Raw genomic sequence first — 15,031 nt, forward strand, 5'->3', positions numbered from 1 at the left:
ACGCGAATTATTTACCGCTGGTCTGTTTTGCATGTGCGTCGAGGAATTCTTTCATCTCTTTCGGGCCCTGATAACCAGGTACGACATAGCCATTGCTCAGCACAATCGCCGGTGTACCGCTGACGCCAAACTGTACGCCCAGCGCATAGTGGTTAGCGATATCCACATCACAGGTCGCCGCTTTCACGCCCTTGCCAGTCATCGCGTCGTCAAAGGCTTTGTTTTTGTCCTTAGCACACCAGATAGACTTCATGTCTTGTTCAGCCTGGCTGTCCAGCCCCTGACGTGGGAAGGCCAGATAACGTACGGTGATCCCCAACGCATTGTAATCTTTCATCTCTTCATGCAGCTTGTGGCAGTAACCACAAGTGATGTCGGTGAAAACGGTAATGACGTGTTTTTCCTGCGGCGCTTTGTAGATGATCATCTCTTTTTCCAGCGCGTTCAGATGCTTCATCAGCAGTTGGTTGGTGACATTCACCGGACTTGCGCCGCTCACGTCGTACATCGGTCCCTGGATAATATGTTTACCGTCTTCGGTAACGTACAGCACGCCGCTATTGGTCAGTACGGTTTTCATGCCCGCAACCGGAGCAGGTTGAATCTCGGTGCTCTGCACACCCAGCTTTGCTAATGACTGACGAATTGCCGCGTCGTCTGCATGTACCATGCCGGAAAACGCCGTCGCCAGAAGGGTGAACATCATAAAACGTTTTTTCATAGCCTATCCTATCCTGTCAGCACTCACGCTCGCGGGTGATGCTGTTGATGTAGTTGCCGCAAGCGCTCCGTTGCGACATGAGTATAAATCTGCGTTGTCGAGAGATCGCTATGCCCCAGTAGCATCTGCACCACGCGCAGGTCTGCGCCATGGTTGAGCAGATGCGTGGCAAACGCGTGCCGCAGGACGTGCGGTGACAGCTTTTCGCTGTCGATTCCCGCCAACACAGCATAGTGTTTGATACGATGCCAGAAGGTCTGACGGGTCATCTGTTGCGCCCGCTGACTAGGAAACAGCACATCAATCGATACGCCGTTAAGCAACCATGGACGCCCATGCTCCAGGTAAGTTTCCAGCCAGTACACTGCCTCCTCACCCAACGGGACAAGGCGCTCTTTGTTACCTTTACCGATCACCCGTACCACACCCTGACGCAGGCTGACGTCACTCATCGTCAGTCCTACCAGTTCAGACACGCGCAGGCCTGTTGCATACAGCACTTCCAGCATGGCTTTGTCGCGTAGCTCCAGCGGTTGCTCAATAAGCGGCGCTTGTAGCAGCCGCTCAACCTGCGCCTCGCTGAGATCTTTAGGCAGGCGCTGCGGAAGTTTAGGTGATGCAAGCGAGGCGCTGGGGTCATCTTCGCGATATTTTTCGCGGTACAGATGCTGAAAAAAACGTCGCGTCGCACTGAGCAAACGTGCGGAACTGGTGGCTTTATACCCTCCATCCATCCGCTCAGCCAGCAAGGCTTGCAGATCATCACTTTGCGCGGTCGCAAGCGAAGCGCCGCGGTGATGTAACCATTCCACAAGCATGGTCAGATCGCGACGATACGCACTTAATGTGTTTTCCGCCAGATTTCGTTCCAGCCACAGGGCATCAAGAAACTGCTCGATGCGCGCCAGATCCTGTTCCACTCGCGCCCCTTATTCCACTCTCATTTTTGATGCATTATGCCTCATTGTGCCGTGAATGCGGCGATTCTGTTACACTACCCGCAACGCTACAGCAGAATTGAGATGTTTACGTCATGAACATGGGTCTTTTTTACGGTTCCAGCACCTGCTACACCGAAATGGCAGCAGAAAAAATCCGCGATATCCTGGGTCCCGAACTGGTGACACTGCACAACCTCAAAGACGATTCCCCGACCCTAATGGAGCAATATGACGTGCTCATTTTGGGCATCCCAACCTGGGATTTCGGTGAAATTCAGGAGGACTGGGAAGCGATCTGGGAGCAACTGGACGACCTCAACCTGGAAGGCAAGATTGTCGCGCTTTACGGTATGGGCGATCAGTTGGGATACGGCGAATGGTTCCTGGATGCGTTGGGTATGCTGCACGATAAACTGATCACCAAAGGTGTAAAGTTTGTCGGCTACTGGCCCACAGAAGGCTACGAATTCACCAGCGATAAACCCGTCATTGCTGATGGACAACTGTTTGTTGGCCTGGCGCTGGATGAGACGAACCAGTACGATCTCAGCGATGAACGCATTCAGGCCTGGTGCGAGCAAATTCTTGGGGAAATGGCCGAGCACTGGTCCTGATAACCGATTTGCCGGATGACGGCGTAAATGCGTTATCCGGCCTGCATGACGCACCTAACTGTAGGCCTTCAAGCTGCGCGCCATCAGGCATGTGTCATGCTTTACCCTTGCTTCGCCTTTTGCAGCATCAACCGCCGTAAATCCCGCCACTCTGCATCATCCATACTGTCTGCTGCCAGCCACAAATGTTGACGTTTTCCGGCATCAGATCGCAAACGCAGCATCATGCCTGTTTTAACCATCCAAGGGGCGCTAACGATAGACCACTCTTGCCCTTGCCAGCGCAGACGGCCATCCATCAATAGCCGAATCTCACCCTGACAGGCGTTGATTCGACGCTGACTGCGAACGCTATCGAACACCACCAGAGAGAGTAAAACCAGCCATAATGGGGTGTAGCTCAATGGCCAGGGCATCAATAAAATAAACACCGCGACCAGCCCATGAATTAGCAGTGAAAGCCACTGCGCGCGCCATGATACGCGTAAATCAGATTGCCACTGGACCACGTTCCCGATTCCGTGTCTGGATAAGTCGCACCATCTGTTCCAGCTGCTCATCAGCTGGTTTCCCATGATTCATCAACCAGTTAAATAAATCTGGATCATCACATTCTAGCAGACGGATGAAGATACGTTTTTCTTCGTCACTTAAGCTGTCATATTCATGTTCAAAAAACGGCATGATCGAGATGTCCAGCTCGCGCATACCGCGGCGGCATGCCCAATGAATACGTGCTTTGTTGTTAATATCCATGTTCTTCTCCCTGTCTCGCGAAAACGAAGTATCCCGCTATTGTAACGTGTTTTTCCCGCTCTTTTTACGGGAATATCAGTAAACTGAAGCTCGCTCGCTAAATAAAACCTTATTAAGCCAAAGGATTCACCAATTTTGGATGTCTCCTCGCAAAGCACAATATATGGCACAAATAGCCTGTTTAAACCGCTTGCAATGGGCCATAGCTCTTTTACCATTAGTCATCATCACTGCGTTAAGCAAATCAGGACATTATTATGGCTTTTACATCTTTTCCTCCTCGCCAGCCTTTTGCGTCAACGCGTTTACCTCTGACGCTAATGACGCTCGATGACTGGGCGCTCGCCACCATCACCGGTGTCGACAGTGAGAAGTATATTCAGGGTCAGGTCACGGCGGATGTCAGCCAGATGACCGAGCATCAGCACCTGTTGGCTGCACATTGTGACGCCAAAGGTAAAATGTGGAGCAACCTGCGTCTGTTCCGCCGGGGTGACGGTTTTGCATGGCTTGAGCGCCGTAGCCTGCGTGATGCGCAGCTCACTGAGCTGAAAAAATACGCGGTCTTCTCGAAGGTGGCGATCGCCCCAGACGACGAGCGCGTCTTGCTGGGCGTAGCGGGATTCCAGGCACGTGCAGCGCTGGCCAATCTCTTTAGCGAATTACCGAACAGTGATAAGCAGGTCATTACCGAAGGTGCCTCCACGGTATTGTGGTTCGAACACCCTGCCGAACGTTTTCTGCTGATCGTTGATGCCACCACAGCAGAAACCTTGGTTGAAAAGCTGCGTGGCGAAGCTGAGTTAAATAACAGCCAGCAGTGGCTGGCGCTGGATATCGAAGCGGGTATCCCCGTTATTGATACAGCCAACAGTGCACAGTTTATTCCACAGGCTACCAATCTGCAGGCTCTGGGCGGGATCAGCTTTAAAAAAGGCTGCTACACCGGTCAGGAAATGGTGGCTCGTGCAAAATTCCGCGGAGCCAACAAACGCGCCATGTGGACTTTGGCGGGTGCCGCCGGTCGAGTACCGGAAGCTGGCGAAGACCTTGAATTAAAAATGGGCGAGAACTGGCGTCGTACTGGTACCGTACTTGCCGCAGTACAACTGGCCGATGGTCAGGTACTGGTGCAGATTGTGATGAATAACGACATGGAGGCCGACAGCGTGTTCCGCGTTCGTGACGACGCAAAAACGCTGCGTATCGTACCGCTGCCATATTCGTTAGACGAAGAGTAATTGGTCGGCCTGATAAGCGCAGCGCCATTAGGCAATTCGGCACAGGCCGCCGGATTGCGGCATTGCCTCGTCCGGCCAACAAAATACAGCCCGGGCGAGGCGTTTACGCCGCTCCCGGGGTTGCACTGAATCTATGCGTGTTGCCCCACGTACAGATAGATCGCCAGGAAGTGGCAAACGCTGCCGCCCAGCACAAAGCCGTGCCAGATCGCATGGTTATAAGGAATACGCTTACAGACGTAGAAAATTACGCCCAGCGAATACACTACACCGCCAACAGCCAGCAACGTCACGCCTCCCGTCGCCAACTTCACCGCCAGTTGATACACCACAATCAGCGAAAGCCAGCCCATTGTCAGGTAAGTCACCAGCGACAGAATTTTAAACCGGTGTGCGATGGTCAGTTTGAATAAAATACCGATCAGCGCCAAGCTCCAGATAACAATCATAAGTCCACGTGCCAGCGGCGAATCAAGCCCCACCAGCAGAAATGGCGTGTAGGTTCCGGCAATCAGCAGATAAATCGCGCAGTGGTCGAATTTTTTCAGCCAGGCTTTCGCTCTCTGATGGGGGATCGCGTGATACAAGGTTGAGGCGAGGAACAGCAGGATCATGCTGCCGCCGTACAGGCTATAGCTGGTAATCGCCATAGCGCTGGCATTGGTATCCACTGCCTGAACCAGCAACAACACCAGTCCGACAATCCCAAACACCAGCCCGATACCGTGACTGATGCTGTTGGCTATTTCCTCTGCCAGCGAATATCCCTGCGCGATTAATGGCTTCTGAACCATAACTTACTCCCGAGAAACGAACACTATCGTGATTGCTCCTCTAGCGTAACTGAGAATGGTTCCAGTGAACACCTGTTAGCTAAAATAATTACCAGATAAATATTTATCAATAAAAATCATGGTGTTAGTTTTTAAATTTCAGCTAACATGCGTACCATTAAAATCAAAGACATTTAAAATCAATCACATAAAATTGCGTCTGATCCGGGTAAATCTCGGCAATGACATGTTTAAGTTCTTCAAGCGTCATGTTTTCCTGCTGGGCATGTTTATCCGTCAGCGTATCCAGCGTGACGGTTGAGGTGCCAACAACCTCAATCGTGCAGAAGTAACCGTCATCTTCGAAGCGCCCAACCCGTAAAATGTCCCCGGCTTTGAAGTGTGATTCAGACTCGTCACGAATGGTGATGGTCTTGCGTCCGGCCAGAATGTCATCCTGGAAACGCTGAAAAAAAGTGATGTCATTTGGCTGCATGTTATTATTCCCTGTAAATGAAGTCTGATGAGTGAGTTTTGCCATTGTGAGTATGTTCTCCCACGCTGCCATCGCCAGTCTCAACAATCTTGAGATGCTGGTCTACAACTATGTCATCAAAAACCGTGACAAAGTCATGTACATGACCATTCGCGAACTGGCCGATGCCGTGGGTGTTTCCACTACCACCGTACTGCGCTTTTGCCGCAAGCTTAAGTGTGAAGGTTACTCAGAATTTCGCGTGCGCTTCAAATTATATTTAGAGCAGAATGAACCGCAACAGGCTAATTTCGGTGCCAGCGAAATTATCAGCTTCTTTAAAGGCGTTAATAATGATGAGTTCGATAACCTGCTCGATCAGGCTGTTGATATTATATTATCTTCCGAACGCATTATATTCGTTGGGGCGGGAACATCCGGAGCCTTAGCCAAATATGGCGCACGTTTTTTCTCAAACGTTGGAAAATTCAGTAATCACATTGATGATCCTTATTTCCCGGTAACGAATGACATGGCCAGAAACGCGCTGGCGATCGTGCTTTCCGTTTCCGGTGAAACAGAAGAGATCCTGCGTTTTGCCAGCCAGTTCAGCCTGCATAACTGTAGGGTCCTGTCTGTCACCAGTCATGAACATTCGCGGCTGGCCAAATTGGCTGACTTTAATCTCTCCTGGCACGTTCCACAGACGCGCATTGCCGGGGTATACGATATAACCACACAGATCCCTGTTATTTATATTCTGGAGTCACTCGGCCGCAAGCTAGCGAAAAGAATAGCGTAAAAAAACAATCTGTTTTTTGGATGTAACAAATCACATTAGCGCTATTTTGTTATATCGTGACATTTATCTTTCCTTTGTTAGACTCAAAATCAGATTGTATTAATTTGAGACTGAGCGCAGATGAAAAAACTTACCTTACCAAAAGATTTTTTATGGGGCGGCGCGGTTGCGGCGCACCAGGTTGAAGGCGGCTGGAACAAAGGTGGCAAAGGCCCCAGTATTTGCGATGTACTGACCGGTGGTGCGCACGGCGTTCCGCGAGAAATCACTCAGGAAGTTGTGCCCGGTAAGTACTACCCCAACCACGAAGCCGTCGATTTTTACGGTCATTACAAAGAAGACATTAAGCTGTTTGCCGAGATGGGCTTCAAATGCTTCCGTACCTCAATCGCCTGGACGCGTATCTTCCCCAAAGGGGATGAAAGCCAGCCGAATGAAGAAGGGCTAAAGTTCTACGACGACATGTTCGATGAACTGCTGAAGTACAACATCGAACCGGTCATCACCCTTTCCCACTTTGAAATGCCGCTGCACCTGGTTCAACAATACGGTAGCTGGACCAATCGTAAAGTCGTCGATTTCTTTGTCCGATTTGCTGAAGTCGTTTTTGAGCGCTACAAGCACAAGGTCAAATACTGGATGACCTTTAACGAGATCAACAACCAGCGCAACTGGCGCGCACCGCTGTTTGGTTATTGCTGCTCCGGCGTGGTGTATACCGAGCATGAAAACCCGGAAGAAACCATGTACCAGGTGCTGCATCACCAGTTCGTGGCCAGCGCTCTGGCAGTGAAAGCCGCACGCCGCATCAACCCGGAAATGAAAGTCGGCTGCATGCTGGCGATGGTGCCGCTGTACCCGTTCTCCTGTAAGCCTGAAGATGTGATGTTCGCGCAGGAATCGATGCGTGAGCGCTACGTTTTCACCGACGTTCAACTGCGCGGCTACTATCCATCATATGTACTGAACGAGTGGGAACGCCGCGAATTCAACATCCGAATGGAAGCCGGAGATGAGCAAATCCTGCGTGAAGGCACCTGTGACTATCTCGGATTCAGTTACTACATGACCAACGCGGTAAAAGCGGAAGGCGGCAGCGGCGATGCCATTTCTGGTTTTGAGGGCAGCGTACCGAACCCGCACGTAAAAGCGTCCGACTGGGGCTGGCAGATTGATCCGGTCGGTCTGCGTTACGCCTTATCTGAACTGTATGAGCGCTATCAGAAACCGCTATTTATCGTAGAAAACGGATTTGGTGCCTACGACAAAGTGGAAGAAGACGGCAGCATCAACGACGACTATCGCATCGACTATTTGCGCGCCCACGTTGAAGAGATGATGAAAGCGGTAACCTATGATGGCGTAGACCTGATGGGCTACACGCCGTGGGGCTGCATCGACTGTGTCTCGTTCACCACCGGTCAGTACAGCAAACGTTACGGCTTTATCTACGTGAACAAACACGACGACGGCACCGGCGATATGTCGCGTTCACGCAAGAAAAGTTTTAACTGGTACAAAGAGGTGATTGCCAGCAACGGCGAGAAACTTTGATTTTTTGCCGGATGGCGGCGTATACGCCTTATCCAGCCTACAGATTAAATTCCCGTAGGCCGGATAAGCATAGCGCCATCCGGCGATTAAATCCTACTTCCCGCCAGCCAGTTCCAGAAAACTGCCCGTTACGTACGACGCCTTCTCGCTCAGCAGCCAGGTAATCGCCTGCGCGACCTCCTCCGGTTGTCCTCCGCGCTGCATAGGCAACATCGATTTCACGCGATCGACCCTTCCCGGCTCGCCGCCTGATGCGTGCATTTCAGTGTAGATAAGACCAGGTCGTACGCAGTTTACGCGGATCCCTTGCGCCGCAACCTCCAGAGCAAGGCCGGTGGTGAGTGTGTCCACAGCGCCTTTTGAGGCCGCGTAATCAACATATTCGAATGGCGCACCAAGCCGCGATGCCGCCGAAGAGACATTCACAATCGCCCCGCCTTGCCCTCCGTGTTTGAACGACATGCGCTTTACCGCTTCCCGACAACACAAAAAATAGCCGGTAACATTGGTCGCCAGCACGCGGTTAATTCTTTCGGCGGTTAGGCTTTCCACCGTGCTCTGTTCAAACAAAATCCCGGCATTATTAACTAACGCAGTCAGTGGTTCACCTTCGCGGTCAATAGATTCAAACATTGCCACAACCTGGCTTTCATCGCTGATATCAGCCCGTAGAGCAAACGCCTTTCCCCCGGCAGCGACAATAGTATTCACCACCTCCGTTGCCGCACGGATATTGTGATGAAAGTTAACCGCAACCGTGTAACCCTCTTGCGCTAACTGCAGCGCGGTTGCCCGCCCGATGCCGCGACTGCCGCCAGTAACCAGTGCGATTCCCATGGATACCTCCAGATATGAAAAAGCCGGGAGGCGACTTCGCCTTACCCGGCCTACAAAAGCTTTACTGCGCGGAAAAGTTACTGATATTCGCTCATCGGCACGCAGGAGCAGAACAGGTTACGGTCACCGTAAACATCATCAAGGCGTTTCACGGTCGGCCAGTATTTGTTCGCCACACCAGCCGGGAAGACGGCGATTTCGCGGCTATAACCGTGATTCCACTCCGCGACCAGCTCGTTTTGCGTGTGCGGTGAGTTAACCAGCGGGTTATCTTCCAGTGACCATTCACCGGCTTTCACGCGATCGATTTCAGCGCGGATTGCCAGCATCGCATTGATAAAGCGATCAAGTTCCACTTTGCTTTCAGATTCAGTCGGTTCAACCATCAGGGTACCCGCGACCGGGAATGACATAGTCGGCGCATGGAAACCGTAATCGATCAGACGCTTGGCAATATCCAGTTCGCTGATGCCGGTCTCTTCTTTCAGTGGGCGAATATCGAGAATGCATTCATGCGCCACGCGACCATCGCGACCGGTATACAGTACCGGATAAGCATCTTTCAGACGGCTGGCAATGTAGTTAGCGTTAAGGATAGCTACCTGGCTTGCCTGCTTCAGACCTTCTGCACCCATCATACGGATGTACATCCAGCTGATTGGCAGAATGGATGCGCTACCGAACGGCGCCGCTGAAACTGCGCCCTGACGGGTGAGCATTCCTTCAATCTGCACTACGCTGTGACCCGGTACAAACGGTGCCAGATGTGATTTGACGCCAATCGGTCCCATACCTGGGCCGCCGCCGCCGTGCGGAATGCAGAATGTTTTATGCAGGTTGAGGTGCGAGACATCTGCGCCGATAAAGCCCGGCGTGGTGATCCCAACCTGAGCGTTCATGTTCGCGCCATCGAGGTAAACCTGGCCGCCAAACTGGTGTACAACGTCGCACACTTCACGGATCGTTTCTTCATACACGCCGTGAGTAGACGGATAGGTCACCATGATGCAGGAGAGATTCGCAGCATGTTGTTCTGCTTTTGCTCGCAGATCGTCCAGGTCGATGTTGCCGTTCTTATCACACGCGACAACCACAACCTGCATCCCCGCCATCTGTGCGGATGCCGGGTTGGTGCCGTGGGCAGAAGCCGGGATCAGACAGATATCGCGATGGCCTTCGTTACGGCTTTCGTGATAGTGACGAATCGCCAGCAGACCCGCATATTCGCCCTGCGCGCCGGAGTTCGGCTGCATGCAGACGGCGTCATAACCGGTCAGTTTTACCAGCCACTCGGAAAGCTGGCCGATCATCTGGTGATAACCTTCTGCCTGCTCTGGCGGGCAGAACGGGTGAAGTTCAGCGAATTCCGGCCAGGTGATAGGGATCATCTCGGCGGCAGCGTTCAGCTTCATGGTGCAAGAACCCAGCGGGATCATTGCCTGGTTCAGCGCCAGATCTTTGCGCTCCAGCGAGTGCATGTAGCGCATCATTTCGGTTTCGCTGTGATAGCGATTAAACACCGGATGGCTGAGGATCGCATCGTCACGCAGCATGCTGTCCTGAATGGAACGGCTGTCGAGCGCCACATCTTTATCCAGCGTATCGATATTCAAACCGTGGCTGTCGCCCAGCAGAACATTGAACAACTGCACCACGTTTTCACGGGTGGTGGTTTCATCGAGCGTAATACCTACCGCGTTATGGATATCGCTACGCAGGTTGATTTCTGCCGCTTCGGCACGCGCCAGAACAGCCGCTTTGTCGGCCACTTCAACACACAGAGTGTCGAAGTAGTGCGCATGGCGCAGCTTCAGCCCTTTCTGTTGCAGACCGGCCGCCAGAATATCAGTCAGGCGGTGGATGCGATTAGCGATACGTTTCAGGCCAACCGGACCATGATAAACGGCATACAGGCTGGCGATGTTGGCCAGCAGAACCTGCGAGGTACAGATGTTGGAGTTCGCTTTCTCGCGGCGGATATGCTGCTCGCGAGTCTGCATCGCCATGCGCAGTGCGGTATTGCCCGCCGCATCTTTCGATACGCCGATAATACGGCCTGGCATGGAGCGTTTGAATTCGTCTTTAGCGGCGAAGAATGCCGCGTGTGGGCCGCCGTAACCCATCGGTACGCCGAAGCGTTGCGCAGAGCCGAAAACAATATCCGCGCCCTGTTTGCCCGGCGCAGTCAGCAGTACCAGCGCCATAAAGTCGGCAGCGACACTGACCACAACTTTACGGGATTTCAGCTCGGCAATCAGTTTGCTGTAGTCATGCACTTCACCGGTGGTGCCAACCTGCTGCAACAGCACGCCAAACACATCCTGGTGATCCAGTGCTTTCGCCGCGTCATCAACAATGACGTCAAAGCCAAAGGTTTCTGCACGGGTGCGAACCACGTCCAGCGTTTGCGGGTGAACATCAGCCGCCACAAAGAAACGGTTAGCATTTTTCAGTTTGCTGACACGTTTGGCCATCGCCATGGCTTCAGCAGCCGCAGTGGCTTCATCCAGCAGAGAAGCAGAAGCCATATCCAGGCCCGTCAGGTCCAGCGTGACCTGTTGGAAGTTCAGCAGAGCTTCCAGTCGTCCCTGGGATACTTCCGGCTGATACGGCGTATATGCGGTGTACCAACCTGGGTTTTCCAGCATGTTACGCAGAATAACCGGTGGCAACTGCACGGCGGTGTAGCCCATGCCAATGTAGGACGTGAAGCGCTTGTTACGCCCGGCGATGGCTTTTAATTCAGCCAGCGCAGCGTATTCGGTCGCCGCCTCGCCCACCTGTGGCGGGGTTGCGAGCTGAATGTCTTTCGGCACAATCTGGCCGATCAGCGCGTTTAACGACTCGGCGCCAACCGCATTCAGCATCTCTTGCTGCTGCGCGGCGTCCGGTCCGATGTGGCGTTCAATGAAAGCGCCGCTGTTTTCAAGCTGGCTTAACGTCTGTGTCATGGGCGATGGTTCCTGAAACGTGCAGTGAATCGTGATTGTCTCTAACTCAATTGCCCGGTGGCGCTGACGCTTACCGGGCCTACATAAAACCGTAGGCCGGATAAACGCAGTGCCATCCGGCACAATCTTATTCGTCTTCCAGTAATGCCTCGTACGCAGTGGCATCCAACAGCGATTCAATTTCGCTTTCATCGCTGGCTTTGATTTTGAAAATCCAGCCGCCCGCATACGGTTCGCTGTTGACCAGTTCCGGGGAGTCGCTGAGCGCATCGTTAACCGCAACAATCTCACCGCCTACTGGCGCATAGATATCGGATGCCGCTTTTACGGACTCCGCAACGGCGCAATCATCGCCCGCGCTGACGGTGGCGCCAACTTCTGGCAGGTCAACGAAAACCATGTCACCTAACAGCTCCTGAGCGTGTTCGGTGATACCAACGGTGTAAGAGCCGTCAGCTTCTTTGCGCAGCCATTCGTGTTCTTTGCTGTATTTCAGTTCTGCAGGTACGTTGCTCATCAATCAATCTCCAAAAAAGGATGAATTACGCGACGGCTTTGCCGTTACGCACAAAAACAGGTTTAGTCACTTTTACCGGCATTTCACGGTTACGGATCTGTACGATCGCAGTCTCACCGATACCCGCAGGCACGCGCGCCAACGCGATGCTGTAACCCAGGGTTGGGGAGAATGTGCCACTGGTGATAATGCCTTCATGCTGGTTGCCAGAAGCATCGGTGAAACGCACCGGCAGTTCATTACGCAGCACGCCCTTCTCAGTCATCACCAGCCCGACCAGCTGTTCGTGGCCTTTTTCGCGCTGCATTTCCAGTGCTTCACGACCAATAAAGTCGCGGTCGGCAGGTTCCCACGCAATGGTCCAACCCATATTGGCTTCCAGCGGAGAAATCCCTTCGTCCATCTCCTGACCATACAGGTTCATACCCGCTTCCAGACGCAGGGTGTCGCGCGCGCCGAGACCACAAGGTTTGACGCCTGCTTGTACCAGCGCACGCCAGAAATCAGCCGCTTTTTCATTCGGCATGGCGATTTCATAGCCTGCTTCGCCGGTATAACCGGTGGTTGCGATAAACAAATCACCCGCCTGAACGCCAAAGAACGGCTTCATACCTTCTACCGCATGGCGCTGTTCGTCAGTAAACAACGTGGCTGCTTTTTCCTGCGCGTTTGGCCCCTGCACCGCAATCAGCGACAGGTCGTCACGAACGGTGATGTCGATGGCGTAAGGTTCAGCGTGTTGGGTAATCCAGGAGAGGTCTTTTTCGCGGGTGGCGGAGTTTACAACGAGGCGGAAGAAATCTTCAGTGAAGTAGTAGACAATCAGGTCATCTATCACGCCGCCCGAAGCGTTGAGCATCCCGGAGTAGAGGGCTTTACCCGTCTTCGTTAGCTTCGCGACGTCGTTTGCCAGCAGATAACGCAAGAACTCCCGGGTGCGGCTACCGCGCAGGTCGACGATGGTCATATGCGACACATCAAACATTCCGGCGTCGGTGCGAACAGCATGGTGTTCATCGAGCTGAGAACCGTAATGCAGTGGCATCATCCAGCCATGGAAATCGACCATGCGCGCGCCACATAGCGTGTGTTGTTCGTACAAAGGAGTCTGTTGAGCCATCTTTTCCTCGTTGAATAAGCGGGGCTACCAACTCTTTCGCGGTGAAATTTTCGCCACGAAACCCAGCACCGCAGCCGCTCCAGGGGCTACGACGCAAACGTTCTCTTTGTCCTGAACTTACCACCGAAACAGACGCTAAACCATAAGTCAAAATTAACCATCACATTAGCTTATGGCGAAAAATAGCCAAATCACCAACAGAATAAAACTCCATACATATAGCAACTAATCAGAACAACAAACAAAGATAAGCGCAAAATTACAGCACCAATCCACATTAAATGTGGAAAAAATGTCAAAAATGGCGTTATGAAAAAAACGTAATATTAGAAAAACTAATGCGAAAAAAGGCGTGGAATTAGATTATTTCAAATGAGAGAAGCACCCCGGCGCGAAGGCCGGGAGAGGAAAGTGTGACGGGTCTCAAACTCTTAAGATTGTCCTTACGGACACTAACGTAACCACTCGGGAAGATCGTTCAGTCCCATCGCCTGACGGATGAGTTGTGGTTTTACACCCGGGAGGGTATCGGCCAGTTTCAGCCCAATATCGCGTAGCAGTTTTTTCGCCGGATTCTCGCCTGCAAACAGTTCACGGAAACCCTGCATCCCCGCCAGCATCAGCGCTGCGCTGTGCTTACGACTGCGCTCGTAGCGGCGTAAATAGAGATACTGCCCAATATCTTTGCCCTGACGCTGTAGCCGCTTAAGTTCATCGATCAGCTCCGCCGCATCCATAAAGCCCAGGTTAACCCCCTGACCCGCCAGCGGGTGGATGGTATGCGCCGCATCCCCAACCAGCGCCAGACGATGGGCCGCGAACTGGCGAGCATAACGTCCCGTCAGCGGAAACGCCTGACGATCGCTTTCAAGGCTGCACAGCCCCAGACGATTATCAAAGGCGATATTCAGCGCCTGATTAAACTCGTCAACGCTTGCCTGCTGCATACGTTCTGCTTCCTGCGGCGAGAGCGACCAGACAATAGAACACAGGTGTGGATCGCTGAGTGGCAGGAATGCCAGGATCCCCTCGCCATGAAACGCCTGACGCGCAACCGCACCGTGAGCTTCCTGCGTACGGATAGTCGCCACCAGCGCATGATGACGGTAGTCCCAGAAGGTGAGCGGAATGTCCGCTTTATTGCGCAGCCAGGAATTAGCACCATCGGCACCGACGACCAGACGCGCCGTCAGCATTGCGCCATCTTTGAGGCTGAGAAATGCCTCGTTCTCGCCCCAGGCCACCTGCTGTATTTCAGCTGGCGCCATCAGCGTAATATCCGCTGAACGCTGCGCCTTTTGCCACAACGCATAATGGATTTCTGAGTTTTCAACGATGTGGCCCAAATGGCTGTAACCCATGCTCTGGTCATCAAATTCAATGCGTCCAAAGCTGTCTTTGTCCCAGACTTCCATGCCGTGGTAGCAGCAAGCGCGACGGGCAACAATATCGGACCAGACGCCAAGACGGGTAAGCAGTTTTTCGCTGGCTGCATTAATGGCCGAAACGCGAAGCTGAGGAGGTGCATCCGCCGCCAACGGCTGCGGAACATGTTGTTCTAATACAGCAACGCGCAACCCACTGCCCTGCAGGCCGCAGGCAACCGCCAGCCCCACCATGCCGCCACCAACAATTGCTACATCAACACTTTGCACTGTTTGTACCTCGAAACCTGTAATCCGTAGGCCTGATAAGCGCAGCGCCATCAGGCATTTTTGCGGGGACTCTT

Annotated in this window: 15 protein-coding genes; 4 read left to right on the forward strand and 11 right to left on the reverse strand. The window is 52.8% G+C overall.

Annotated features, from left to right (window positions below; genetic code table 11):
- Positions 1 to 7: 7 nt before the first annotated feature.
- Both dsbC and xerD read right to left on the reverse strand, forming a co-directional pair.
- Complete coding sequence (gene dsbC / locus FDW94_RS13360; RefSeq protein ID WP_003825520.1) at positions 8 to 721, reverse strand: bifunctional protein-disulfide isomerase/oxidoreductase DsbC; 714 nt, start codon at positions 719 to 721, stop codon at positions 8 to 10.
- A 23-nt stretch (positions 722 to 744) separates the two neighbouring features.
- Positions 745 to 1,641 (reverse strand): site-specific tyrosine recombinase XerD, encoded by an 897-nt coding sequence (gene xerD, locus FDW94_RS13365; RefSeq protein WP_003825519.1) that lies wholly within the window; start codon positions 1,639 to 1,641, stop codon positions 745 to 747.
- Positions 1,642 to 1,754: 113 nt separating this feature from the next.
- On the opposite strand from xerD, the gene fldB reads away from it, so the two are divergent.
- Complete coding sequence (gene fldB / locus FDW94_RS13370) at positions 1,755 to 2,276, forward strand: flavodoxin FldB (protein WP_003825517.1); 522 nt, start codon at positions 1,755 to 1,757, stop codon at positions 2,274 to 2,276.
- A gap of 101 nt (positions 2,277 to 2,377) precedes the next feature.
- Here fldB and FDW94_RS13375 read toward each other — a convergent pair whose 3' ends face one another.
- Positions 2,378 to 2,785, reverse strand: coding sequence for a protein YgfX (locus FDW94_RS13375; protein WP_003825515.1), 408 nt, complete (start codon positions 2,783 to 2,785; stop codon positions 2,378 to 2,380).
- On the reverse strand, positions 2,766 to 3,032 hold the full coding sequence (gene sdhE / locus FDW94_RS13380; protein ID WP_003825514.1) for an FAD assembly factor SdhE: 267 nt from the start codon (positions 3,030 to 3,032) through the stop codon (positions 2,766 to 2,768). The genes FDW94_RS13375 and sdhE overlap by 20 nt, the downstream gene beginning before the upstream one ends.
- Before the next feature lie 257 nt (positions 3,033 to 3,289).
- Here sdhE and ygfZ point away from each other — a divergent pair, with 257 nt between their 5' ends.
- Positions 3,290 to 4,273, forward strand: coding sequence for a tRNA-modifying protein YgfZ (gene ygfZ / locus FDW94_RS13385; protein ID WP_137377716.1), 984 nt, complete (start codon positions 3,290 to 3,292; stop codon positions 4,271 to 4,273).
- 131 nt (positions 4,274 to 4,404) lie between these two features.
- On the opposite strand, the gene FDW94_RS13390 is transcribed toward ygfZ, so the two are convergent.
- Positions 4,405 to 5,067, reverse strand: a complete 663-nt coding sequence (locus FDW94_RS13390; protein WP_137377717.1) for a hemolysin III family protein — start codon at positions 5,065 to 5,067, stop codon at positions 4,405 to 4,407.
- 163 nt (positions 5,068 to 5,230) lie between these two features.
- Positions 5,231 to 5,542 carry a N(4)-acetylcytidine aminohydrolase gene (gene yqfB / locus FDW94_RS13395; RefSeq protein WP_048225466.1) on the reverse strand — a complete coding sequence of 104 codons (312 nt, stop codon included), beginning with the start codon at positions 5,540 to 5,542 and terminating at the stop codon, positions 5,231 to 5,233.
- A 52-nt stretch (positions 5,543 to 5,594) separates the two neighbouring features.
- Between yqfB and FDW94_RS13400 the strand changes: the two genes are divergently transcribed.
- Together FDW94_RS13400 and bglA are read left to right on the forward strand one after the other, a co-directional pair.
- Positions 5,595 to 6,323 carry a MurR/RpiR family transcriptional regulator gene (locus tag FDW94_RS13400; protein ID WP_071445579.1) on the forward strand — a complete coding sequence of 243 codons (729 nt, stop codon included), beginning with the start codon at positions 5,595 to 5,597 and terminating at the stop codon, positions 6,321 to 6,323.
- A gap of 120 nt (positions 6,324 to 6,443) precedes the next feature.
- A complete protein-coding gene (gene bglA / locus FDW94_RS13405) occupies positions 6,444 to 7,877 on the forward strand; it encodes a 6-phospho-beta-glucosidase BglA (RefSeq protein ID WP_137377718.1) in 1,434 nt (477 codons plus the stop codon).
- 93 nt (positions 7,878 to 7,970) lie between these two features.
- Here the strand turns inward: bglA and FDW94_RS13410 are convergent, their stop codons facing one another.
- From FDW94_RS13410 to ubiI, 5 genes are all read right to left on the reverse strand, one after another.
- The gene (locus FDW94_RS13410) at positions 7,971 to 8,714 is read right to left on the reverse strand and encodes an SDR family oxidoreductase (protein WP_003825501.1); all 744 of its coding nucleotides are present in this window, start codon (positions 8,712 to 8,714) and stop codon (positions 7,971 to 7,973) included.
- A 77-nt stretch (positions 8,715 to 8,791) separates the two neighbouring features.
- Entirely contained in the window at positions 8,792 to 11,665 is a 2,874-nt protein-coding gene (gene gcvP, locus FDW94_RS13415; protein ID WP_003825499.1) for an aminomethyl-transferring glycine dehydrogenase, read from the reverse strand.
- 127 nt (positions 11,666 to 11,792) lie between these two features.
- Entirely contained in the window at positions 11,793 to 12,182 is a 390-nt protein-coding gene (gcvH, locus tag FDW94_RS13420; RefSeq protein WP_003026965.1) for a glycine cleavage system protein GcvH, read from the reverse strand.
- Positions 12,183 to 12,207: 25 nt separating this feature from the next.
- A complete protein-coding gene (gcvT, locus tag FDW94_RS13425; RefSeq protein WP_048215585.1) occupies positions 12,208 to 13,302 on the reverse strand; it encodes a glycine cleavage system aminomethyltransferase GcvT in 1,095 nt (364 codons plus the stop codon).
- A 452-nt stretch (positions 13,303 to 13,754) separates the two neighbouring features.
- Positions 13,755 to 14,957 carry an FAD-dependent 2-octaprenylphenol hydroxylase gene (gene ubiI, locus FDW94_RS13430; protein WP_137377719.1) on the reverse strand — a complete coding sequence of 401 codons (1,203 nt, stop codon included), beginning with the start codon at positions 14,955 to 14,957 and terminating at the stop codon, positions 13,755 to 13,757.
- Positions 14,958 to 15,031: the final 74 nt, after the last annotated feature.

This window comes from Citrobacter sp. wls757, from assembly GCF_005280935.1.
In the GTDB taxonomy this organism is placed as follows: domain Bacteria; phylum Pseudomonadota; class Gammaproteobacteria; order Enterobacterales; family Enterobacteriaceae; genus Citrobacter; species Citrobacter portucalensis.

Bases quoted from the DNA above. Each gene is read 5' to 3' on its own strand.
- dsbC (WP_003825520.1), bottom strand. From the start codon at position 721: ATGAAAAAACGTTTTATGATGTTCACCCTTCTGGCGACGGCGTTTTCC.
- fldB (WP_003825517.1), top strand. From the start codon at position 1,755: ATGAACATGGGTCTTTTTTACGGTTCCAGCACCTGCTACACCGAAATG.
- sdhE (WP_003825514.1), bottom strand. From the start codon at position 3,032: ATGGATATTAACAACAAAGCACGTATTCATTGGGCATGCCGCCGCGGT.
- ygfZ (WP_137377716.1), top strand. From the start codon at position 3,290: ATGGCTTTTACATCTTTTCCTCCTCGCCAGCCTTTTGCGTCAACGCGT.
- FDW94_RS13390 (WP_137377717.1), bottom strand. From the start codon at position 5,067: ATGGTTCAGAAGCCATTAATCGCGCAGGGATATTCGCTGGCAGAGGAA.
- yqfB (WP_048225466.1), bottom strand. From the start codon at position 5,542: ATGCAGCCAAATGACATCACTTTTTTTCAGCGTTTCCAGGATGACATT.
- FDW94_RS13400 (WP_071445579.1), top strand. From the start codon at position 5,595: ATGTTCTCCCACGCTGCCATCGCCAGTCTCAACAATCTTGAGATGCTG.
- bglA (WP_137377718.1), top strand. From the start codon at position 6,444: ATGAAAAAACTTACCTTACCAAAAGATTTTTTATGGGGCGGCGCGGTT.
- FDW94_RS13410 (WP_003825501.1), bottom strand. From the start codon at position 8,714: ATGGGAATCGCACTGGTTACTGGCGGCAGTCGCGGCATCGGGCGGGCA.
- gcvP (WP_003825499.1), bottom strand. From the start codon at position 11,665: ATGACACAGACGTTAAGCCAGCTTGAAAACAGCGGCGCTTTCATTGAA.
- gcvH (WP_003026965.1), bottom strand. From the start codon at position 12,182: ATGAGCAACGTACCTGCAGAACTGAAATACAGCAAAGAACACGAATGG.
- gcvT (WP_048215585.1), bottom strand. From the start codon at position 13,302: ATGGCTCAACAGACTCCTTTGTACGAACAACACACGCTATGTGGCGCG.